Raw genomic sequence first — 17,790 nt, forward strand, 5'->3', positions numbered from 1 at the left:
TCACTGTCCTTGGGCGAAGGTGCCGGTGCGGGCGAGGCGGTCGGCGGCGAGTGCGGTGAGGCCGACGGCGATGAGCGCGCTGGCGGCCAGGCCCCAGGGGAGCCCCGCGGGCGTGGGCAGGGCGGCGGCCTCGAACCGGACCGCGTCGAACAGCGGCGCCAGCGGGATCCATCGGGTCGAGGTCCACAGGACCTCGGCGACGCCTCCGTGGGCGAAACCCCGGAGGTAGGACTCGTAGCCGCACACGAGGAAGTGGCCGACGGCGAGGATCACGGCGATCGGGACGAGGGGGAGGCTCTTGCGCAGGATGACGCCCAGGAGGGTCCCGATGCCGAGGCCGTACAGCCAGACCACGGCGAGGACGACCAGGGAGTGCGGGCCGAGCCGGGTGAGCGGGAAGCCGAGGACCGCGCCGATACCGAGCGCGGCGACGCTGATCGTCACGAGGGACGTCACGAGCGCGGAGAGCCACTTGCCCGCGATGAGGGCCACCGGCCCGGCGGGGGAGAGGACGAGCGACTTGGCCGTCCGGTCCTCCCACTCGCGGGCGATCGCCACACCCGCGTTGACGATGCCCGAGTAGAGGGCGGCGAACACGACCAGGGCGGCGCCGAGGTAGACGGTGATGGGGATGTCGCGGTCGAGGACACCTTCCTCGGTGACGGCCAGGCGGGATGCGGCGGGAACGCCGGCATCCTCGTTGAACGTGCGCATGGCCTGCTCGAGGCGGAGGTGCTGGTTCTTCGTGCCGTCGGCGTTGATGTTCACCAGCGCGAGGCCCACCTCGGTCGCCCGACGGGCGTCGACGTCGGCGGCGAACCCGGAAGGAATGGTGAGCACCGTGCCGACCGTCCCGTCGGCGTACCGCTCCCAGGCCTCGGCGGGGTCGGTCGTGAGGACCTCGTAGTAGGGGCCGTCGTCGTTGTGCATGTCCTCCATGACGGCGATCAGCTGGCGCGAACGGTCCGAACCGTCCTCGTCGGCGATGGCGATGGGCGCGGTGGTCGAGACGTGGATGACGACGGCGTACAGCAGCGTGAACGCGACCGGGACGAGGACGCTGATGAGGGCGAACAGGGGGGAGCGCCAGGTGATGCGCAGGTCCTTGTGCACCAGTGCGGCGACGGAGCTCCGGGTCATGGCTCAGTCCCTCAGGTCGCGGCCGGTGACGTGGAGGAAGACGTCGTGGAGGCTCGCCCGGGGCGGTTCGACGTGGCGGGGTTCCGGCACCATGGCGGTGAGGTCCTCCACCGTCCCGTCCGCCACGGTCGTGCCGTGGTCGATGATGACGATCCGGTCGCCCAGGTGCTGGGCCTCCTCCATGTAGTTCGTGGTGAGCAGGACGGCCTTGCCGGCCCGCGCGGTGTCACGGATGCGGGCCCAGATCGCCTCCCGGGACTGCACGTCCACGCCGAGGGTCGGCTCGTCGAGGATGAGGAGGTCGGGCGCCATCATCAGGGCCTTGGCGAGGGCCAGGCGTCGCTGCATGCCGCCGGAGAAGGTGCCGGCACGGTCGTCGGCGCGCCGGTCCAGCTGGACCAGCTCGAGGGCTCCCGCGACGCGCCGCTGACGCTCCGAACGCGGGACGCCGTAGTAGCCGGCGTGGAAGGACAGGTTCTCCCTGGCGGTCAGCTCGGGGTAGACGGCGGTCTCCTGAGGCACCACGGCGACGCGGCGGAGCAGGGCGGACCGGTCCCGGCGGGGGTCCGTCCCGAGCACCTCGAGCGTGCCCGACGTCGGACGCGTCAGACCCGTCAGCACATTGATCAGCGTCGTCTTGCCCGACCCGTTCGGACCGAGCAGGCACGTCACCTGCCCGGCCAGCGCGCGCAGCGACAGGTCGCTCAGGGCGCGGAAGGGGCGGTCGCCGCGGCGGCGGAACTCCACGGTGACGCCGTCGAGGTCGATGGCGGTGGTCATGAGTGCTCCTCGTGGACGGGGGTGACGAGCATGGGCCCCGGCCCCCGCTACGCTCCACCATGATGAATAAACGGCGCGGTCGGCCGAGGTCGGGCTCGGAGGGCGGTCGGGAGCGCATCCTGTCGGCCGCCGGCGCCCTGTTCGTCGCGCACGGCTACGAGCGGACGACCCTGCGTGCCGTCGCGCACCAGGCGGGGTGCGACGTCGCCCTGATCGGCTACCACTTCGGGTCCAAGAAGGGCCTCTTTGCGCAGGCCATGGCGCTGGAGATCGCGCCGACCGCGGTGCTCGAGCGGGCGCTCCCCGGGGACCCGGGCACCCTTGGCCCGCGCCTCCTGGCTCACGTCACGGCCGCCTGGGAGCAGCCCGCCTTCGCCGCGTCGCTGTCCCACCTCGTGCAGCTCGCGATGAGCGACGAGGAGGTCCGGCGACCGTTCGTCGAGTACCTCGACCGGGAGGTGATGGAGCGCCTTGTTGAATATTTCGGCGGCGTCGACGCCCGGGCCCGCGCCACTGCGGTGCTCACGCTGGTGATCGGCGCGATCTTCGGGCGGTACGTCCTCCGGGTGCCCGGTCTCGCCGAGCAGGAGGTCGAGGCCTACCGCGCTGCCCTGGCGCCGGGTGCCCGGACGGCGGCCGCCCCGAGGCGGCACCTCTGACGCGCGCGTCCGGCCATGTCGCCGGCCGCCCTGCCGGTGATCGCCCGGACGTTCACGGGTGACGGGCTGACCCGGGCGCTCGGGGCGTGGTCCGCCCTGGGCGGGGCGGGCGCCGCGATGGGCGTGCTCGTCGGCGGGGTCCTCACCGCCGGACCGGGCTGGGCCCCGGCAGCGCTGGGCCGACGGGCCGGCCCGAGCAGGAATACCCCGCCCCGGCGCCCTCGTTCGACCTGCTGTGCGGAGCGTCCGCGCCGTCCGGCCGGCCTGGCCGACGAGGACCAGCGTGTCCACGTTCAAGGGAGACCCCCATGGTGACCGTCGTCCGATCGCGGCGCATCGCCGCGCCCGCCGCTAAGATCTGGGCCGTCATCGGAGACTTCGGCGACCCGAGCTGGATACTCCCGCCGGACGCGCCCGTCCCCCCGCCGGAGTTCGACGGGGACCCCCACGTCCCGGGAACCCGGCGGATCGTCGAGCTCCCCGACGGGACGCGCCTCGTCGAGCAGCTCGTGCACCGGGATCCCGTGCGCCACCGGCTGCGCTACTCCATCGTCGACTCGCCCCTGGAGTTCAGGAACCACGAGGCCGAGATCGCGATCGACGGTGACGACGAGCGCTCGACGGTGACCTGGACCGCCACGTTCGAGGCCACGCCCGCTTCCGCAGCCTTCCTCGAGGTGCTCATGGGGGACCAGAACTTCACGCCGGCGCTCGACGCCTTGGTGCGACTCGTCCAGGCCGGTTGACCTCCGCGCGCGTCGCCACAGCGACCGCCGGCAGGCGCTCTCCCCACCGCCGGCGCGGCGGGTGCCCGGCGCCGGCGCGCCGGCGGACGGTCGCACGGTCAGGTCTGGCCATAAGGGGAGGCGCGAGGCCGGTCCCCGGCGGGACAGTAGGGGTGGCCGGGACGCCGGCCGGTCCAGTGACATCCGCGAGCGCACGGAGGACACGATGAGCCAGACCCCGAACGACCGCAGCACGGTGCTGCCCGGTCGACCGCCCGTGGTCGAGATGGCCACCTGGGAATCCGCCCGCGAGGAGCTGCTGCTGCGCGAGAAGGCGCACACCCACGAGGGCGACGCCATCGCCGCCGCCCGCCGCCGGCTGCCGATGGTGGAGATCGACGGCACGGTCGAGGTCGTCGGGCCGGACGGCCCGGTGCCCTTCCTCGACCTGTTCCAGGGCCGTGACGAGCTCGTCGTCTACCAGCACATGTGGTACGACGGCGCCCCGCACCAGGGGCAGTGCGAGGGCTGCACGACGACGGCCTGGCACCTCAAGGACGCCATCTACCTCAATGCCCGCGGCGTCTCCTTCGCGGTCCTCACCACGGGCCGGTGGCCGGAGGTGGCCGAGTACGTCGGGTTCATGGGGTACACCCAGCCCTGGTACTCGGTGCGGGGCCTCGAGTCCCCGATCGGCGGCAGCATGGGGTGGCTCAGCACGTTCCTGCGGGACGGCGACCGGGTCTTCCTCACCTACCGGACCACGGGCCGCGGCACCGAGATCGTCAACGGGTCGATGGCCCTGCTCGACCTCACGCCGTACGGCCGCCGGGAGGCGTGGGAGGACAACCCCGAGGGGTGGCCGGAGCCCGCGGCGATCCGCTCCGAGGACGGCGCAGTCGGCGCGCAGACCTGCTGGTACTGGCGCACCAACGCGGACGGGGAGGGGGACTGGGGCCCGACCAGCCGACCCGCCCCGCAGTGGACCCGCCCGGGGGCCACCCCGGCGGGGTCGCTCGGCCGCCGGGGGGACGTCGACGAGCAGCTGCCCGACTGAGCGCGCCCGCGCCGGCTGAGCGCCCGGCCGCCGCGGCCCTTACGGTCGGGCGATGATCCCCGATGTCGTCGCCGACCTGCGCGCCACCTTCGACTCCGGGCGCACCAAGCCCTTCACGTGGCGCGAGGCCCAGCTGGAGGGCCTCGACCGGCTGCTCGCCGAGAACGGCGCCGAGCTCGAGGCCGCGCTCGCGGCCGACCTCGGCAAGTCCGCGACCGAGGCCTACCTCACCGAGATCGGCTTCCTGCGCACCGAGCTGGCCCACGTCCGGGCGCGCTTCCGGCGCTGGCTCGCCCCCCAGCGGGTGCCGGTGCCGCTCAGCCTGCGGCCGGCGAGGGCGTCGATCATCCGCGAGCCCCTCGGCGTCGTCCTCGTCATCGCGCCATGGAACTACCCCGTCCAGCTCACCTTCGGGCCGCTCATCGGCGCCCTTGCCGCGGGCAACACCGCGCTTCTCAAGCCCTCCGAGCTCACGCCGACGGTGTCGGCGACGATCGCCCGCCTCGTGCCGCGCTACCTCGACGGCGTCGCCGTCGTCGAGGGCGGACCGGAGGAGACCGGCGAGGTCCTCGCCCAGCGCTTCGACCACATCGTCTACACGGGCGGGTCGCGCGTGGCGCGGATCGTCATGCGCGCCGCCGCGGAGCATCTCACCCCCGTCACCCTCGAGCTCGGCGGGAAGTCCCCGGCCTGGGTGGACGGCACCACCGACCTGCGCACCGCCGCCCGCCGGCTGGCCTGGGGCAAGTTCCTCAATGCCGGGCAGACGTGCGTCGCCCCGGACTACGTCCTCGCCCCGCCCGACGTCGCCCGCCGCCTCGAGCCGCTCCTCGCCGAGGCGGTCGCTGACATGTACGGGCCCGACCCGCGGAACAGCCCCGACTACGGCCGGATCATCTCCGCCCACCACCACGCGCGCGTCGTCGAGCTCCTCGAGGGCTCCGTCGCCGCCGGTGCCCGCGTCGTCACGGGCGGGGAGCACGACGGCGAGGCGTACCTCGCGCCCACCGTCCTCGCCGACGTCGGCCTCGACTCCCCGGCCATGGCGGAGGAGATCTTCGGACCGGTGCTGCCCCTCGTCGCGGTTGACGGGATCGCCGAGGCGGTCGCCGTCATCCGCGCGGGGGAGAAGCCGCTCGCGCTGTACGCCTTCACCGAGGACGCACGCACCCGGCGCACGCTGCTGCGCGAGACCTCCTCGGGGGCCGTGGTGTTCGGGGCGCCCGCCGTCCACCTCGCCGTCCCCAGCCTGCCGTTCGGCGGGGTGGGCGGGTCGGGGATGGGCTCCTACCACGGGGAGCACTCCGTGCGGACGCTGAGCCACCCCAAGCCCGTCCTGCGCAAGCCGTCGTCCCCGGACACCCTCGCGCTCATCCGTCCGCCGTTCACCGGGCTCAAGGAGCGCCTCGCCCGGCGCCTCATGTAGCGGGCCGCGCCGCGCGGCACGGCGGCAGCCCGCGGCGACACTTGTAGCGTTGTGGTGCGCCGTCCCCACTGGAGGAGACCCATGCCCGCGATCGTCCCCGCCCCCGCCCACCACGAGCCGAGCGGCGCCGCGCCGTTCGTCCTCGGCCCGGACGTCCGGATCGTCGTGCCCGACGGCGACGACGCCGTCCTCGCCGTGGCGGAGCACCTCGCCGCCCTGCTCGCGCCGTCCGCCGTCGGCGAGCCGCGGGTGGTCACGGGGGACGACGACGGGCCGGGTGCGGTCGTCCTGCGCGGCACGGCGCGCGACGGGGCCCGCGCGGAGGCGTACGAGATCACCGTGAGCGCGCACCGCGTCGAGCTCGCCGCGGCGGGCGCCCTCGGGCTCTTCCGCGCGGCGACGACGCTCGCCCAGCTCACCGAGGGCGGCACCGTCGCCGCGGGCCGCGTCGCGGACGCCCCGCGCTACGCGTGGCGGGGACTGTCGATCGACGTCGTGCGGCACTGGTTCCCGCCGGCGGTCCTGCGCGAGGTCGTCGACCTCATGGCCTCCTACAAGCTCAACGTCCTCCACCTCCACCTCACGGACGACCAGGGCTGGCGGCTGGAGATCGCCTCGCGGCCCCGTCTCACCGCGGTCTCCGGCCGCACCCAGGTGGGGGGCGAGGAGGCGGGCTTCCTCACCGCCCAGGACTACGCCGAGCTCGTCGCCTACGCCGCCGCCCGGCACGTCCTCGTCGTCCCGGAGATCGACGTCCCGGGGCACACCAACGCTGCCCTGCACGCCTACGGGGAGCTCACGCCCTCGGGCGAGCCGACCGACGCCTACCTGGGGATCGAGGTGGGGCACTCCCAGATCAGCCTCAACGAGCCCGCGACGGCGGGGTTCCTGCGGGACGTGTTCGCCGACGTCGCCGCGCTCACCCCCGGCCGGTACGTCCACATGGGCGGCGACGAGGTGCGGACGATGGACCCGGCGGAGTACCGCGAGTTCGTCACCGAGGCGAGCCGGGTCGTGGCCGACACCGGCAAGCTCCCCGTCGTGTGGCAGGAGGCCGCCGTCGCGGACCTGCCCGACGGGGCGCTCGTGCAGCTGTGGGACCCCGGCATGTCCACGGCACCCATCCTCGCCGCGGCCGAGCGGGGCCACGACGTCATCCTCTCGCCCGCCAAGCACGTCTACCTCGACATGAAGTACGCCCGCGGCGACCGCCTCGGCCTCGACTGGGCGGGCACCGTCGAGCTCGACGGGGCCTACGACTGGGACCCCGACGACTACGTCCCCGGGCTCGACCCGGCGCGGGTCCGCGGCGTCGAGGCGGCGGCCTGGACGGAGACGCTGACGACGCGCGAGGAGCTCTTCACCATGCTCCTGCCCCGCCTGGCCGCGGTCGCCGAGGTCGCGTGGACCCCGCAGGAGGCGCGCTCGATCGACTCCCTCCGCATGCGACTGCCGGCCCACGCCGAGCGCTGGGCGGCGGCCGACCTCGCCTACCACGCCTCACCCGGAGTCGACTGGCCGCGCTGACCCAGGTCGGCGAGCTCGTCGCGTCCGGAAGGGGTGGCCGCGGGCGGGCGCGTCGAGGACACTGGCCGCGCAGACGCCGCGCCGCTCGGGCCGGCGCCGCGCGGGCTCGCGGACGGGGGAGGCATGGGCGTGACCAGGACGCGCGCGGGGGTGGCCGCGGGGCTCCTCGCGCTCGCCGCGGCGCTCGGCGGCTGCGCCAGCACGTCGGGCACCTCGGGCGCCGGCCCGACGGCGGACGGGTCGGGCCCGACGGCGGATGGGCCCACGGGCCCGGGCGCGACCTCCTCGCCCCGTCCCTCGCCGGCGTCCCCCGCGGGGGAGGCGACGGGGACGGCGGTCGTCACGGTGGGGGACGACCTCGAGTTCCGGGTCGAGGTGGCGCGCACGGCCGAGGCGCAGCAGCAGGGGCTCAGCGGCCGGGTGGAGGTGCCCCCGCGCACGGGGATGCTCTTCCCCTTCGACGGCCCCGCCGAGCGCCAGGTGTGGATGGCGGGCATGCGGTTCCCCATCGACGTGGCCTGGATCGCCGACGGCGCGGTGCTCGCCGTGGACACCCTCGAGCCGTGCACGGAGCCGGAGGACAGCACCTGTCCTCGGTGGACCTGGCCCGGCCCCGCCGACGCCCTCCTCGAGGTCCCGGCCGGCGCCCTCGACGGGGTCGGCGAGGGGACGCCGGTGCGGGTCCAGGAGGACGACCGCTAGCCCTGGCGTCCTGCCGCGGCTACCGGCGCTGCTGTACGACGCGCTCGGGCGGCGGGGCCAGTGCCGCCCGGCCGCGCGCTCGCCGCCCGGGCGGGTGCAGCGGCCCGCCGTCAGCCCCGCCGGACGGCCGCCCAGAGGGCGGCCCAGTCGGCGGCGTCGAGGTCCCGGGGCAGGGCGCGCGGGTCGATGCGTGCCCCGGCCAGGGCCGCCTCGGCCCGCCGCCCGTCGACCCGGGCCGCGCGCTGGACGATCCGGCCGAGACGACCGCCCGCACCCGTGAAGACGGCGCGCACGAAGCGCTCGTAGGCCTCGCGCTCGGCGGCGGGCACCAGGGGCGAGCCGCGCCGGGTGATGCCGAGAAGGCCGCCGTCGACGCTCGGCACCGGGGTGAACCACCGGGCGGCGACCCGGCCCTCGAGCGTGAACTCGAACCAGGGCGCCGTCTGCGCCGTCATCATCGTCCGCCCGCCGACCCCGGCTCGCTTGCGGGCCACCTCCCACTGGGTGAGCAGGACCGCGCGGTGCCACTCCCCGTGCGTGAGGAGCCGGCGCAGGATCGGCGTGGTGAGGTGGAAGGGGACGTTCCCGGCGACGACCGAGGCGTCGAGGGGGTAGCGCAGGACGTCGGCGTGCTCGACCCGGACGTGCGGCAGGGCGCGCCGGAGGCGGTGGACGCAGTGCTCGTCGAGGTCGATCGCCGTCACCGGTCGGCCGAGGCCGGCCAGGGCGTGGGTGAGGGCGCCGTCGCCCGCCCCGATCTCGAGGATCGGGCCCGGGGTCCGGCCGACGAGGGCGGCGATCCGGTCGATGGTGGGGCGGTGGTGGAGAGAGTTCTGGCCGAGCTCGTGGCGGCCGCCGTGCACGGAACGAGGCATGAGTGCTCCAAGGAGGACAGGGGAGCACCCCGGGTCAGGCGTGGAGCGGGCGCGCACCAGGGCGCGACGGTGGCCCGTCCGAGGTGCCGGGGCATCTCGTGGACGGCGCGTTCGGGGAGCGCGCCGTCAGGCGCAGCGGTCGCGGTACACGCCCGCCAGGGCAGGCGCTGCCAGCACATGGTGCATGCGGGCACGGTAGGACGGCGGGGGGTCGCGTGCCCAGGGATTTTCCGGGCGGGCGCGGGGCGCGGGGCTGGTGGGGTGTTGGGTGCGGCGTTGGGCAGGGGGCGGGCAGGCGGCGCCGCACGACCTGGGCAGGGCGGCCGCCGAGTTCGCTACTTCCCGCCGAGTTCGCCATCTTGTGCCGAGTTCGCTAGGCAGAACTATCGAACTCGGCACGGATTGGCGAACTCGGCGTGGGTCGGAACGCTGAGTTCGCCATCTTGAGCCGAGTTCGCTACTTCCCGCCGAGTTCGCCATGTTGTGCCGAGTTCGCTAGTGGCAACTGTCGGGCACGGATTGGCGAACTCGACGTGGGTCGGAAGGCTGAGTTCGCCATGTTGTGCCGAGTCGCTAGTCCGACGCGGGCGGGCATGGCGTGTGGGTGCTCGCGGGGGAAGAGCGCACGCCGTGGGGAGCCGCGCGGGGGAGGCTCCGGCCGCCGGGAGCCGGCTAGATCCAGCTGGGCAGCCACATGTGCAGGCGCCAGAAGTCCTTCGAGATGGTCTGCCCCGTCCACACCGGCCAGAAGAAGACCGCGACGGCGACCGCCGCCACCAGCACGCACCCCAGGACGAGGAGCCCCGTACGGGTGAGGCGCGCCCGGCCGTCGTCGTGGGGACGCTCGTTCACCGGCGCGGCGTGGGCGCCGCCAGCCTCCGCGGCTTGCCCCGCAGGGACGGCGGCGGCGCCGCTGCGCACGGGCATGGACCCGTCGGCCGGGATGGAGCGGCCGGCGTCCGAGGGCTGACCCACCACGTCACCGGGCTGACCCACCACGTCACCGGGCTGACTCGCCCCGTCTTCGGAGTGCCCCACGGCGCCGTCGCTCACCACGCCGTCGCCGACCACGCCGTCGTTCACCACGTCGTCGCCCGCGCTCGCCCCCTGAACAGCGCTCGACCTTCCGGAGGTGCCGTCGGGCCCGTCCGTCGCGGCCGCGCGGGTGCCGTCGCCCCGTCCGCCGGGGAGGAACCGGCGCAGGCCGGCCGGCCCGCCTGCGGTGCCACCAGCCCGCGCGCCACCGGCGGCCGCCGCCCGCCCGGCGGGCAACGGCGGCAGCATGCCGGTGAGCCAGGCGATGGCGAAGACCAGGGCGAGCACCACGAACGGCACGAGGACGACGGCGTAGAACGTGAAGATCGTCCGGTGGCTGTAGGCGAACCACGGCAGGTAGGTCGCGCCGTAACCCGCGAGGATCGCCCACGCGCGCCAGTCGCGGTGACGCAGCGCCGCCCAGAGGACGACGAGGAGGGCCAGCGCCCCCAGCCACCACACGATGGGGTTGCCGACGGAGGTGATCGCCTGGATGCACTCGTCGGCGCCGCAGTCCGCGCCGGGGGCCGGGCTCTCCCAGTAGAACGACGTCGGCCGCAGCTGGAGGATCCAGCCGGCCGGGTGCGCCTCGTAGGTGTGCTCGCTCGTGAGGCCGTTGTGGAAGTCCCACATGCGCAGGTGGTACTCCCACCACGAGTTGAGGGCGTTGGGCAGGTAGGAGCGGACGACGTCGCCGTTGGCTGCGATCTGGTCGGCCGCCCACTGGCGCAGGTAGGACCCGGGGGTGATGAACCACGACCACCAGCTGGCGACGTATGTGAGGGCGGCGACGGGCACGAGGGCGAAGAACGCGGGGAACCCGCCCCGGAAGACGCCGGCGCCGAACCACAGCCGGGCACCGACGGCCCGCCGCGCGCAGATGTCCCACACGAGCACGGTGATCCCGAAGACCGCCAGGGCGTAGACCCCCGACCACTTGACGCCCGTCGCGAGGCCCAGCAGGACGCCTGCGAGGACGAGCCACCAGCGGATGCCGGTGGACGGCCCCCACGGGTCGGAGAGCTTGCCGTCGCCGCGGGCGGCGAGGTCGTCCGCAGCCCGGGCGGCGAGCGTCTCCCGGGTGCGTTGCCGGTCGACGAGGACGGCCGCGAAACCGGCGGTGATGAAGAACATGACGAAGATGTCGAGGAGCCCGATCCGGGACTCCGTGAGGTGGAGACCATCGACGGCGAGCAGGAGGCCCGCGGCCATGCCCAGCAGGGTCGAGCCGAACAGGCGCCGGCCGATCCGGGCGACGATGAGGACGCTCGCCGCGCCGAACAGCGCCGCCGCCAGGCGCCACCCCGTGCCGCTGTCCTCGCCGGCGAGCCGCATGCCCAGGGCGATGAGCCACTTGCCGACCTGCGGGTGGACGACGTAGTCGGCGTCCGTGGTGAGGTCGGAGAAGTCGCCGTCCTTGAACCGGTCGTTGGCGTCGTCGCCCGTCCAGTCGCCTTCGTACCCCAGCGTGAGCAGGGAGTACGCCTGCTTGACGTAGTACGTCTCGTCGAACATGAGACGGGCGGGGTGGTTGAGGTTGACGAGCCGGAGCACCGCGGCGATGGCGGTGACGATGAGGGGGCCGATCCAGCCCCACAGCCGGTCCGTCGGTCCCGGGCGCACGAGCCGGTCGCGCAGCTCCCGCTCGATCTCGTCCCGCGTCCGGGTCTCGACGTACGCGTCGGGCTCCGTGACGTCGGCAGCGTCGACGGCGTCGAGCCCGTCACCCGTCACCGTGGTCGGGGCGGCCCCCGCCTCGCCCACGGCCCCGGCGCCGTCGGCGGTGGGCTGCTCGGGGCGCTCGACGGCGTGGCGGGGCGAACTCACGACGGGAAGTCTAGGGCGCCCGTGGGCCCGCCGGGCGGCGTGGGCCACACTGGATGGGTGGACGACGAGGTGGGCCTGACGGCCGTGGACGAGGGCTGGGACGAGCTGGACGCGCCGGCAGAGGCGGCCGCCCCCGCGGACCCCGCCGACGCGGCCGACACGGCGGACACGGCGGACCTGGCGGTTCTGGACGTCCCGGCGGACCGGGTGGACGCCGGGCGCATCCTCCTGGCCGCCACCCCGATCGGCGACGTCGAGGACGCCCCGCCGCGGCTGCGCCGGCTGCTCGCCGAGGCGGACGTCGTCGCCGCTGAGGACACCCGGCGGCTGCTGGGACTGGCGAACCGGCTCGGCGTCCACGTGTCCGGGACGTTGGTGAGCTTCCACGAGCACAACGAGCGCGAGCGCGCGGGCCGGCTGGTGCGCGCCGCCGCCGACGGGGCGAGCGTGCTCGTCGTCTCCGACGCGGGGATGCCGGCGGTGTCCGACCCCGGCTACCGGCTGGTGCGCGCCGCCGTCGAGGCGGGCGTGCCCGTGAGCGTGCTGCCCGGGCCGAGCGCCGTCCTCACCGCGCTGGCGATCTCCGGCCTGGCGACGGACCGGTTCTGCTTCGAGGGGTTCCTCCCGCGGCGGCCGGGCGACCGGGACCGCACGCTGCGCGACCTGGCCGAGGAGCCGCGCACCATGGTGTTCTTCGAGTCCCCGCGCCGGCTGGCCGCGACCCTGGCGGCGATGGCCGAGGCGTTCGGCGCCGACCGGCCCGCCGCGGTGTGCCGCGAGCTGACCAAGACGTACGAGGAGGTGCGCCGGGCGCCGCTCGCGGAGCTCGCCGCCTGGGCCGAGGACGGCGTACGGGGGGAGATCACCGTCGTCGTCGCCGGGGCCCCGGTCCGCGCGGCCCGGCTGGAGGACCACGTGGCCGAGGTGCGTGCCCGGGCGGACGCGGGGGAGCGGCTCAAGGACGCCGCCGCGGCCGTCGCCGCCACCACCGGGCTGAGCAAGCGCGAGCTCTACCAGGCGGCCCTCGACGCCCGCTGACGACGCGCGGGCCCACCGCGCCCGCTGACGACGCGCGGGCCCTCGACGCCCGCTGACGACGCGCGGGCCCACCGCGCCCCGCTGACGACGGCGCCCGCCGGCGGCCAGGCGGCCGAGCGGCCCGGGTGCCCGTCAGGCGGAGGGGAGCAGCTCCACGCCCGCCTCGGCCATCGCCGCCCGGGCCGCGGCACCCTGCTCGGGCGTGACGGGCACGGTGAGGTCGGTGAACACCCGGGTGGCCAGCCCGAGCCGGCGGGCGTCCAGAGCGGTGTCCTTGACGCAGTGCGACTCGGCGATGCCGACGACGTCGACGGCGGTGACGTCGGCCGCGGCGAGGATCGCCCCGAGCGGCCGACCGGCCTCGTCCGTGCCCTCGAACCCGGAGTAGGCGGCGGCGTACTGGCCCTTCTTCACGCTCGCGTCCGGCGCCAGGTCGGCGAGCGCGGGGTGCAGCTCCGCCTCGGCCGTGCCCGCGATGCCGTGCGGCGGCCAGGTGTCGACGTAGTCGGGGACCTCGGGCGCGATCGCAAAGTGTCGGCCCGGCTCGATGTGCCAGTCCTGGGTGGTGACGACGAGCGCGTAGTCCTCGCGGTGCCGGGCGGCGAAGGCGGCGACGGCGTCGGCGACGGCGTTCCCGCCGTCGACCCCGAGGGCGCCGCCCTCGCAGAAGGTGGGCTGGACGTCGACGACGACGAGGGCGCGGGCGCCGGGCGCGGTGGTCATGAGGTCTCCCTGGGGTGGTGCCGCGGGCGGGTCACCACGGGCCATGCTCGCAGACGCCCGGGCGCCCTCGCCCGCCGGACGCGGGACGCCGGGGCGCTGCCGTCGGGCCCGGCGGGCGGCCCTCACTAGGCTGGGCCCATGACGCGCATCCTCTCGGCCGTGGCCTGGCCCTACGCCAACGGTCCCCGCCACATCGGACATGTCGCCGGCTTCGGCGTCCCCTCCGACGTCTTCAGCCGGTACATGCGCATGGCGGGCCACGACGTCCTCATGGTCTCGGGCACCGACGAGCACGGCACCCCGATCCTCGTGGCCGCCGACGCCGAGGGGGTGAGCGCCCGGGAGCTCGCCGACCGCAACAACCGCGTCATCGTCGAGGACCTCGTCGCGCTCGGCATGTCCTACGACCTGTTCACCCGCACGACGACGCGCAACCACTACGCCGTCGTGCAGGAGATGTTCACCGCCGTCCACGACAACGGCTACCTCGTCGAGCGGACGACGTTCGGTGCCATCTCCCCGTCCACCGGCCGCACGCTCCCGGACCGCTACATCGAGGGCACGTGCCCCATCTGCGGCTACACCGGCGCGCGGGGCGACCAGTGCGACAACTGCGGGAACCAGCTCGACGCCACCGACCTCATCGACCCGCGCTCGCGGATCAACGGGGAGACCCCGGAGTTCGTCGAGACCCAGCACTTCTTCCTCGACCTGCCGGCGCTGGCGGAGGCGCTCGGCCACTGGCTGGACGAGCGGGAGGCCTCGGGCGCCTGGCGGCCCAACGTCATCCGGTTCAGCAAGAACATCCTCAAGGACATCCGGCCCCGCGCCATGACCCGGGACATCGACTGGGGCATCCCGGTGCCGCTGGAGGGTTGGCGGGACAACCCCACCAAGCGCCTGTACGTGTGGTTCGACGCCGTGATCGGCTACCTGTCGGCCTCGGTGGAGTGGGCCCGGCGCAGCGGCGACCCGGACGCCTGGCGCGCGTGGTGGAACGACCCGGAGGCGCTGTCGTACTACTTCATGGGCAAGGACAACATCGTCTTCCACTCCCAGATCTGGCCTGCCGAGCTGCTCGCGCAGAACGGCGAGGGGGAGCGGGGCGGCGAGCCGGGGACGTTCGGCCGGCTCAACCTGCCCACCGAGGTCGTGAGCTCGGAGTTCCTCACCATGGAGGGCAAGCAGTTCTCCTCCTCCCGCGGCGTGGTCATCTACGTGCGCGACGTCCTCGAGCGCTACCAGCCGGACGCCCTGCGCTACTTCATCTGCGCCGCCGGGCCGGAGAACCAGGACAGCGACTTCACCTGGGCGGAGTTCGTCCGGCGCACCAACGGCGAGCTGGTCGCCGGCTGGGGCAACCTCGTCAACCGGACCGCGTCGATGATCGCCAAGAACTTCGGCGAGATCCCGCCGGCCGCCGAGCTCGCCGACGTCGACCGGGTGCTCCTCGACCACGTCCGTGAGGGCTTCACGGTCGTCGGCGAGCTCATCGAGCGGCACCGCCAGCGCGCGGCCATCGCCGAGGTCATGCGGCTCGTGGGGGAGGCGAACAAGTACATCACCGAGACGGAGCCGTACCGGCTCAAGGCGCCCGAGCAGCGCGAACGGCTGGGGACCGTCCTCCACGTCGTCGCCCAGGCGGTGAGCGACCTCAACCTCATGCTCAGCCCGTTCCTGCCGCACAGCGCCAACGCCGTCGACGCCGCCCTGGGCGGGGCCGGCGAGGTGGCACCGATGCCGCGGCTGGAGGAGGTCGAGGACCTCGACGGCGGACCGGGCTACCCGGTCATCACCGGCGACTACACCGCGGCGCCGGCGTGGGCGTCGCGCCCGGTCCGGGTGGGCGCCCCCGTCGCGAAGCCCACCCCGATCTTCACCAAGCTCGATGACGACGTCGTCGACGCCGAGCTGGCGCGGCTCCGCGGGGACCAGTGAGCACGAGGTCCCGCCCGCGCGGCTGGCCGCCCATCCCGGAGGCGCTCCCGGCGCCCGTCGTCGACAACCACACCCACTTCCCGGTGGGCGCGGACGACGACCCCGGCGTGCGGGACGGGGAGGCACTCAACCTCGCCGAGCACCTGCGCCGGGCGGCCGCCGTGGGCGTGGACCGCATGGTCCAGGTGGGCTGCGACCTCGACACCGCGGCGCCCAGCGTGGCGCTCGCCCACGCGCACGACGCCGTCGTCGCGGCGGTGGCGATCCACCCCAACGAGGCGCCGCTGCACGCCGGGGTGCGGGAGGTGGCGCCGGACGGTCTCGAGCCCGACGTGCGACCGCGCCACGACGTCCCGCTCGAGGACGCGCTGGCCCGGATCGCCGACCTGGCCCGCGACCCGCGCGTGCGCGCCGTCGGCGAGACGGGGCTGGACCACTTCCGCTCGGGCGAGCGGGGCCGCGAGGTCCAGCGCGAGGCGTTCCGCGCCCACATCGCCCTGGCCAAGGAGCTCGGCCTGCCCCTGCAGATCCACGACCGCGAGGCGCACGCCGACGTCGTCGACGTCCTGCTCGCCGACGGGGCGCCCGAGCGGACGGTGTTCCACTGCTTCTCCGGCGACGTCGCCCTCGCCGGGGTGTGCGCCGAGCACGGCTGGTACGCCTCGTTCGCCGGGCCGGTGACCTTCCGGGCGAACGACGCCCTGCGCGCGGCGCTGCGGGCCCTGCCCGCGGAGCTGCTCCTCGTCGAGACCGACGCCCCGTACCTCACCGCGCACCCGCACCGCGGCCGGCCCAACGCCCCGTACCTCCTGCCGCTCACCGTGCGCCGGATCGCCGAGGAACGGGGCGCCGACCTGGCCGCGCTCTGCCGGCAGCTCACGGCGACGACCGAGGCGGTCTACGGCACCTGGTAGCGGCTTCGGGCCGTCGCGGCCCACGTGGGCACGATCTCGGCCTTGGGAAATTGTCACGGATCGGTTACGGTCGGGGGCACGGTCAGTCAAACGTCCACCGCTCCGGCCATGCCAGCCGGGTCTTTGAACGCCCTCCATCAGACAGGACCATGTACGTGCCCGAGCCCACTCGGCGCGCACGGCATCGTGATGCCGTGGAGCGCCCCAGCCTGTTCCGTGCACCCGCCGTCCGGCGCACCGCCCGCGCCGTCCTGCTCGCCGGGGTCGTGGCCGGCACAGCGAGCTTCGCGGGAGCCGAGGTCCCCTCGGAGTCGACGGTCCTCGGTGCCGCCGAGAGCGCCGGTGCCGAGGCGTTCGACCGCTCCGGCCTGGCCGCCTCGCGCTTCGAGGCCCGCACCGCTCTCGCCCCGCTCCGGGACGTCCGCGTCGTCGTCGACGGCGAGTCGCACGGCCTGAGCACCCGCGCCGAGCGGGTCCATGAGGTGCTCACCGAGGCGGGCATCGTCGTCGACGCCGACGACCAGGCCTCCACCTCCCTCAACGCCCACGTCCGTGACGGCATGACCGTCACCATCACGCGGGTCGACGCCGACGCCGTCACCGAGACGACCACCGACGCCCACGGGACCGTCGAGCAGGAGGACCCGAACCTCCCTGTCGGCGAGCGCGCCGTCGTCACCGAGGGCGTCGACGGGGTGCAGCGGGTGACCTACCAGGTGCACGTCGCCGGCGGCGAGGAGGTCCGGCGCGAGGTGCTGGCCCGCGTCGTCGTGAGCAATCGCGTCGACGAGGTCATCGCGATCGGCACGGCCGAGCCGCCGGAGCCGGTCGAGGTCGCCCCGGAGCCCGAGCCCGCCGAGGCGGGCGCGGAGCCGGAGGCCGACGCCGACGCGGACGCCGCGGAGGAGGCGCCCGTCGCCACCTACGAGGGGGACACGCGCGCCCTGGGCGCCGAGATGGCCGCGGCCCGCGGATGGGGCGGCGGACAGTTCCAGTGCCTCGAGGAGCTGTGGACCCGGGAGTCCAACTGGAACCCCACGGCGATGAACCCCAGCTCCGGTGCCTACGGCATCCCGCAGTCGCTGCCCGGATCGAAGATGGCAAGCGTCGGGGCCGACTGGCGCACCAACCCGGTGACCCAGATCACCTGGGGGCTGAATTACATCGCCGGGCGCTACGGCACGCCGTGCGCGGCGCTGGCCCACTCGCACAGCGTCGGCTGGTACTGAGCCCGGCCAGACCCGGTTAGCACCCGGTTAGCACCCGGTGAGTCATCTCACCTAGACCGACACGTCACGAAACGGTTACAGTTTCGTACGACCCCAGGGCGGGCGCCGCGTTGGCGCCGAGTCCCGACAGCCGGATCAGACCGCCCGCAGTACCGAGCGCCCTGCGCGCCGCCGCCGTCTGTGCCGGGTCCGTCC

Annotated in this window: 15 protein-coding genes; 10 read left to right on the top strand and 5 right to left on the bottom strand. The window is 74.7% G+C overall.

Annotated elements, in window-relative coordinates:
* Both EBO36_RS02440 and EBO36_RS02445 read right to left on the bottom strand, forming a co-directional pair.
* Entirely contained in the window at positions 1-1,140 is a 1,140-nt protein-coding gene (locus EBO36_RS02440; protein WP_122823222.1) for an ABC transporter permease, read from the bottom strand.
* 3 nt (positions 1,141-1,143) lie between these two features.
* A complete protein-coding gene (locus EBO36_RS02445) occupies positions 1,144-1,920 on the bottom strand; it encodes an ABC transporter ATP-binding protein (protein WP_122823223.1) in 777 nt (258 codons plus the stop codon).
* A 59-nt stretch (positions 1,921-1,979) separates the two neighbouring features.
* Here EBO36_RS02445 and EBO36_RS02450 point away from each other — a divergent pair, with 59 nt between their 5' ends.
* The 6 genes from EBO36_RS02450 to EBO36_RS02480 all read left to right on the top strand — a co-directional run bounded on the left by EBO36_RS02450 (position 1,980) and on the right by EBO36_RS02480 (position 8,016).
* On the top strand, positions 1,980-2,579 hold the full coding sequence (locus EBO36_RS02450) for a TetR/AcrR family transcriptional regulator (protein ID WP_164471307.1): 600 nt from the start codon (positions 1,980-1,982) through the stop codon (positions 2,577-2,579).
* 308 nt (positions 2,580-2,887) lie between these two features.
* Positions 2,888-3,325, top strand: coding sequence for an SRPBCC family protein (locus EBO36_RS02460; RefSeq protein WP_122823225.1), 438 nt, complete (start codon positions 2,888-2,890; stop codon positions 3,323-3,325).
* A gap of 205 nt (positions 3,326-3,530) precedes the next feature.
* Positions 3,531-4,361, top strand: coding sequence for a DUF899 family protein (locus tag EBO36_RS02465; protein WP_122823226.1), 831 nt, complete (start codon positions 3,531-3,533; stop codon positions 4,359-4,361).
* Between the two features lie 52 nt (positions 4,362-4,413).
* The gene (locus EBO36_RS02470; RefSeq protein ID WP_122823227.1) at positions 4,414-5,787 is read left to right on the top strand and encodes an aldehyde dehydrogenase family protein; all 1,374 of its coding nucleotides are present in this window, start codon (positions 4,414-4,416) and stop codon (positions 5,785-5,787) included.
* Positions 5,788-5,868: 81 nt separating this feature from the next.
* Positions 5,869-7,314, top strand: coding sequence for a family 20 glycosylhydrolase (locus EBO36_RS02475; RefSeq protein WP_122823228.1), 1,446 nt, complete (start codon positions 5,869-5,871; stop codon positions 7,312-7,314).
* 129 nt (positions 7,315-7,443) lie between these two features.
* On the top strand, positions 7,444-8,016 hold the full coding sequence (locus EBO36_RS02480; protein WP_244925341.1) for a DUF192 domain-containing protein: 573 nt from the start codon (positions 7,444-7,446) through the stop codon (positions 8,014-8,016).
* 110 nt (positions 8,017-8,126) lie between these two features.
* On the opposite strand, the gene erm is transcribed toward EBO36_RS02480, so the two are convergent.
* A complete protein-coding gene (gene erm / locus EBO36_RS02485) occupies positions 8,127-8,891 on the bottom strand; it encodes a 23S ribosomal RNA methyltransferase Erm (protein WP_122823229.1) in 765 nt (254 codons plus the stop codon).
* A gap of 672 nt (positions 8,892-9,563) precedes the next feature.
* Positions 9,564-11,753 (bottom strand): dolichyl-phosphate-mannose--protein mannosyltransferase, encoded by a 2,190-nt coding sequence (locus EBO36_RS02490; protein WP_122823230.1) that lies wholly within the window; start codon positions 11,751-11,753, stop codon positions 9,564-9,566.
* Positions 11,754-11,930: 177 nt separating this feature from the next.
* Here EBO36_RS02490 and rsmI point away from each other — a divergent pair, with 177 nt between their 5' ends.
* The gene (gene rsmI, locus EBO36_RS02495; RefSeq protein WP_122825392.1) at positions 11,931-12,791 is read left to right on the top strand and encodes a 16S rRNA (cytidine(1402)-2'-O)-methyltransferase; all 861 of its coding nucleotides are present in this window, start codon (positions 11,931-11,933) and stop codon (positions 12,789-12,791) included.
* A gap of 132 nt (positions 12,792-12,923) precedes the next feature.
* Here rsmI and EBO36_RS02500 read toward each other — a convergent pair whose 3' ends face one another.
* The gene (locus EBO36_RS02500; RefSeq protein WP_122823231.1) at positions 12,924-13,514 is read right to left on the bottom strand and encodes an isochorismatase family protein; all 591 of its coding nucleotides are present in this window, start codon (positions 13,512-13,514) and stop codon (positions 12,924-12,926) included.
* A 138-nt stretch (positions 13,515-13,652) separates the two neighbouring features.
* On the opposite strand from EBO36_RS02500, the gene metG reads away from it, so the two are divergent.
* The 3 genes from metG to EBO36_RS02515 all read left to right on the top strand — a co-directional run bounded on the left by metG (position 13,653) and on the right by EBO36_RS02515 (position 17,595).
* Positions 13,653-15,452 carry a methionine--tRNA ligase gene (gene metG / locus EBO36_RS02505; protein ID WP_122823232.1) on the top strand — a complete coding sequence of 600 codons (1,800 nt, stop codon included), beginning with the start codon at positions 13,653-13,655 and terminating at the stop codon, positions 15,450-15,452.
* Positions 15,449-16,366 carry a TatD family hydrolase gene (locus EBO36_RS02510; protein WP_122823233.1) on the top strand — a complete coding sequence of 306 codons (918 nt, stop codon included), beginning with the start codon at positions 15,449-15,451 and terminating at the stop codon, positions 16,364-16,366. Before metG ends, EBO36_RS02510 begins: the two co-directional genes overlap by 4 nt.
* A 194-nt stretch (positions 16,367-16,560) precedes the next feature.
* Positions 16,561-17,595 carry an aggregation-promoting factor C-terminal-like domain-containing protein gene (locus EBO36_RS02515; protein ID WP_164471308.1) on the top strand — a complete coding sequence of 345 codons (1,035 nt, stop codon included), beginning with the start codon at positions 16,561-16,563 and terminating at the stop codon, positions 17,593-17,595.
* Positions 17,596-17,790 lie beyond the last annotated feature (195 nt).

Source organism: Georgenia faecalis (assembly GCF_003710105.1).
GTDB lineage: Bacteria > Actinomycetota > Actinomycetes > Actinomycetales > Actinomycetaceae > Georgenia_A > Georgenia_A faecalis.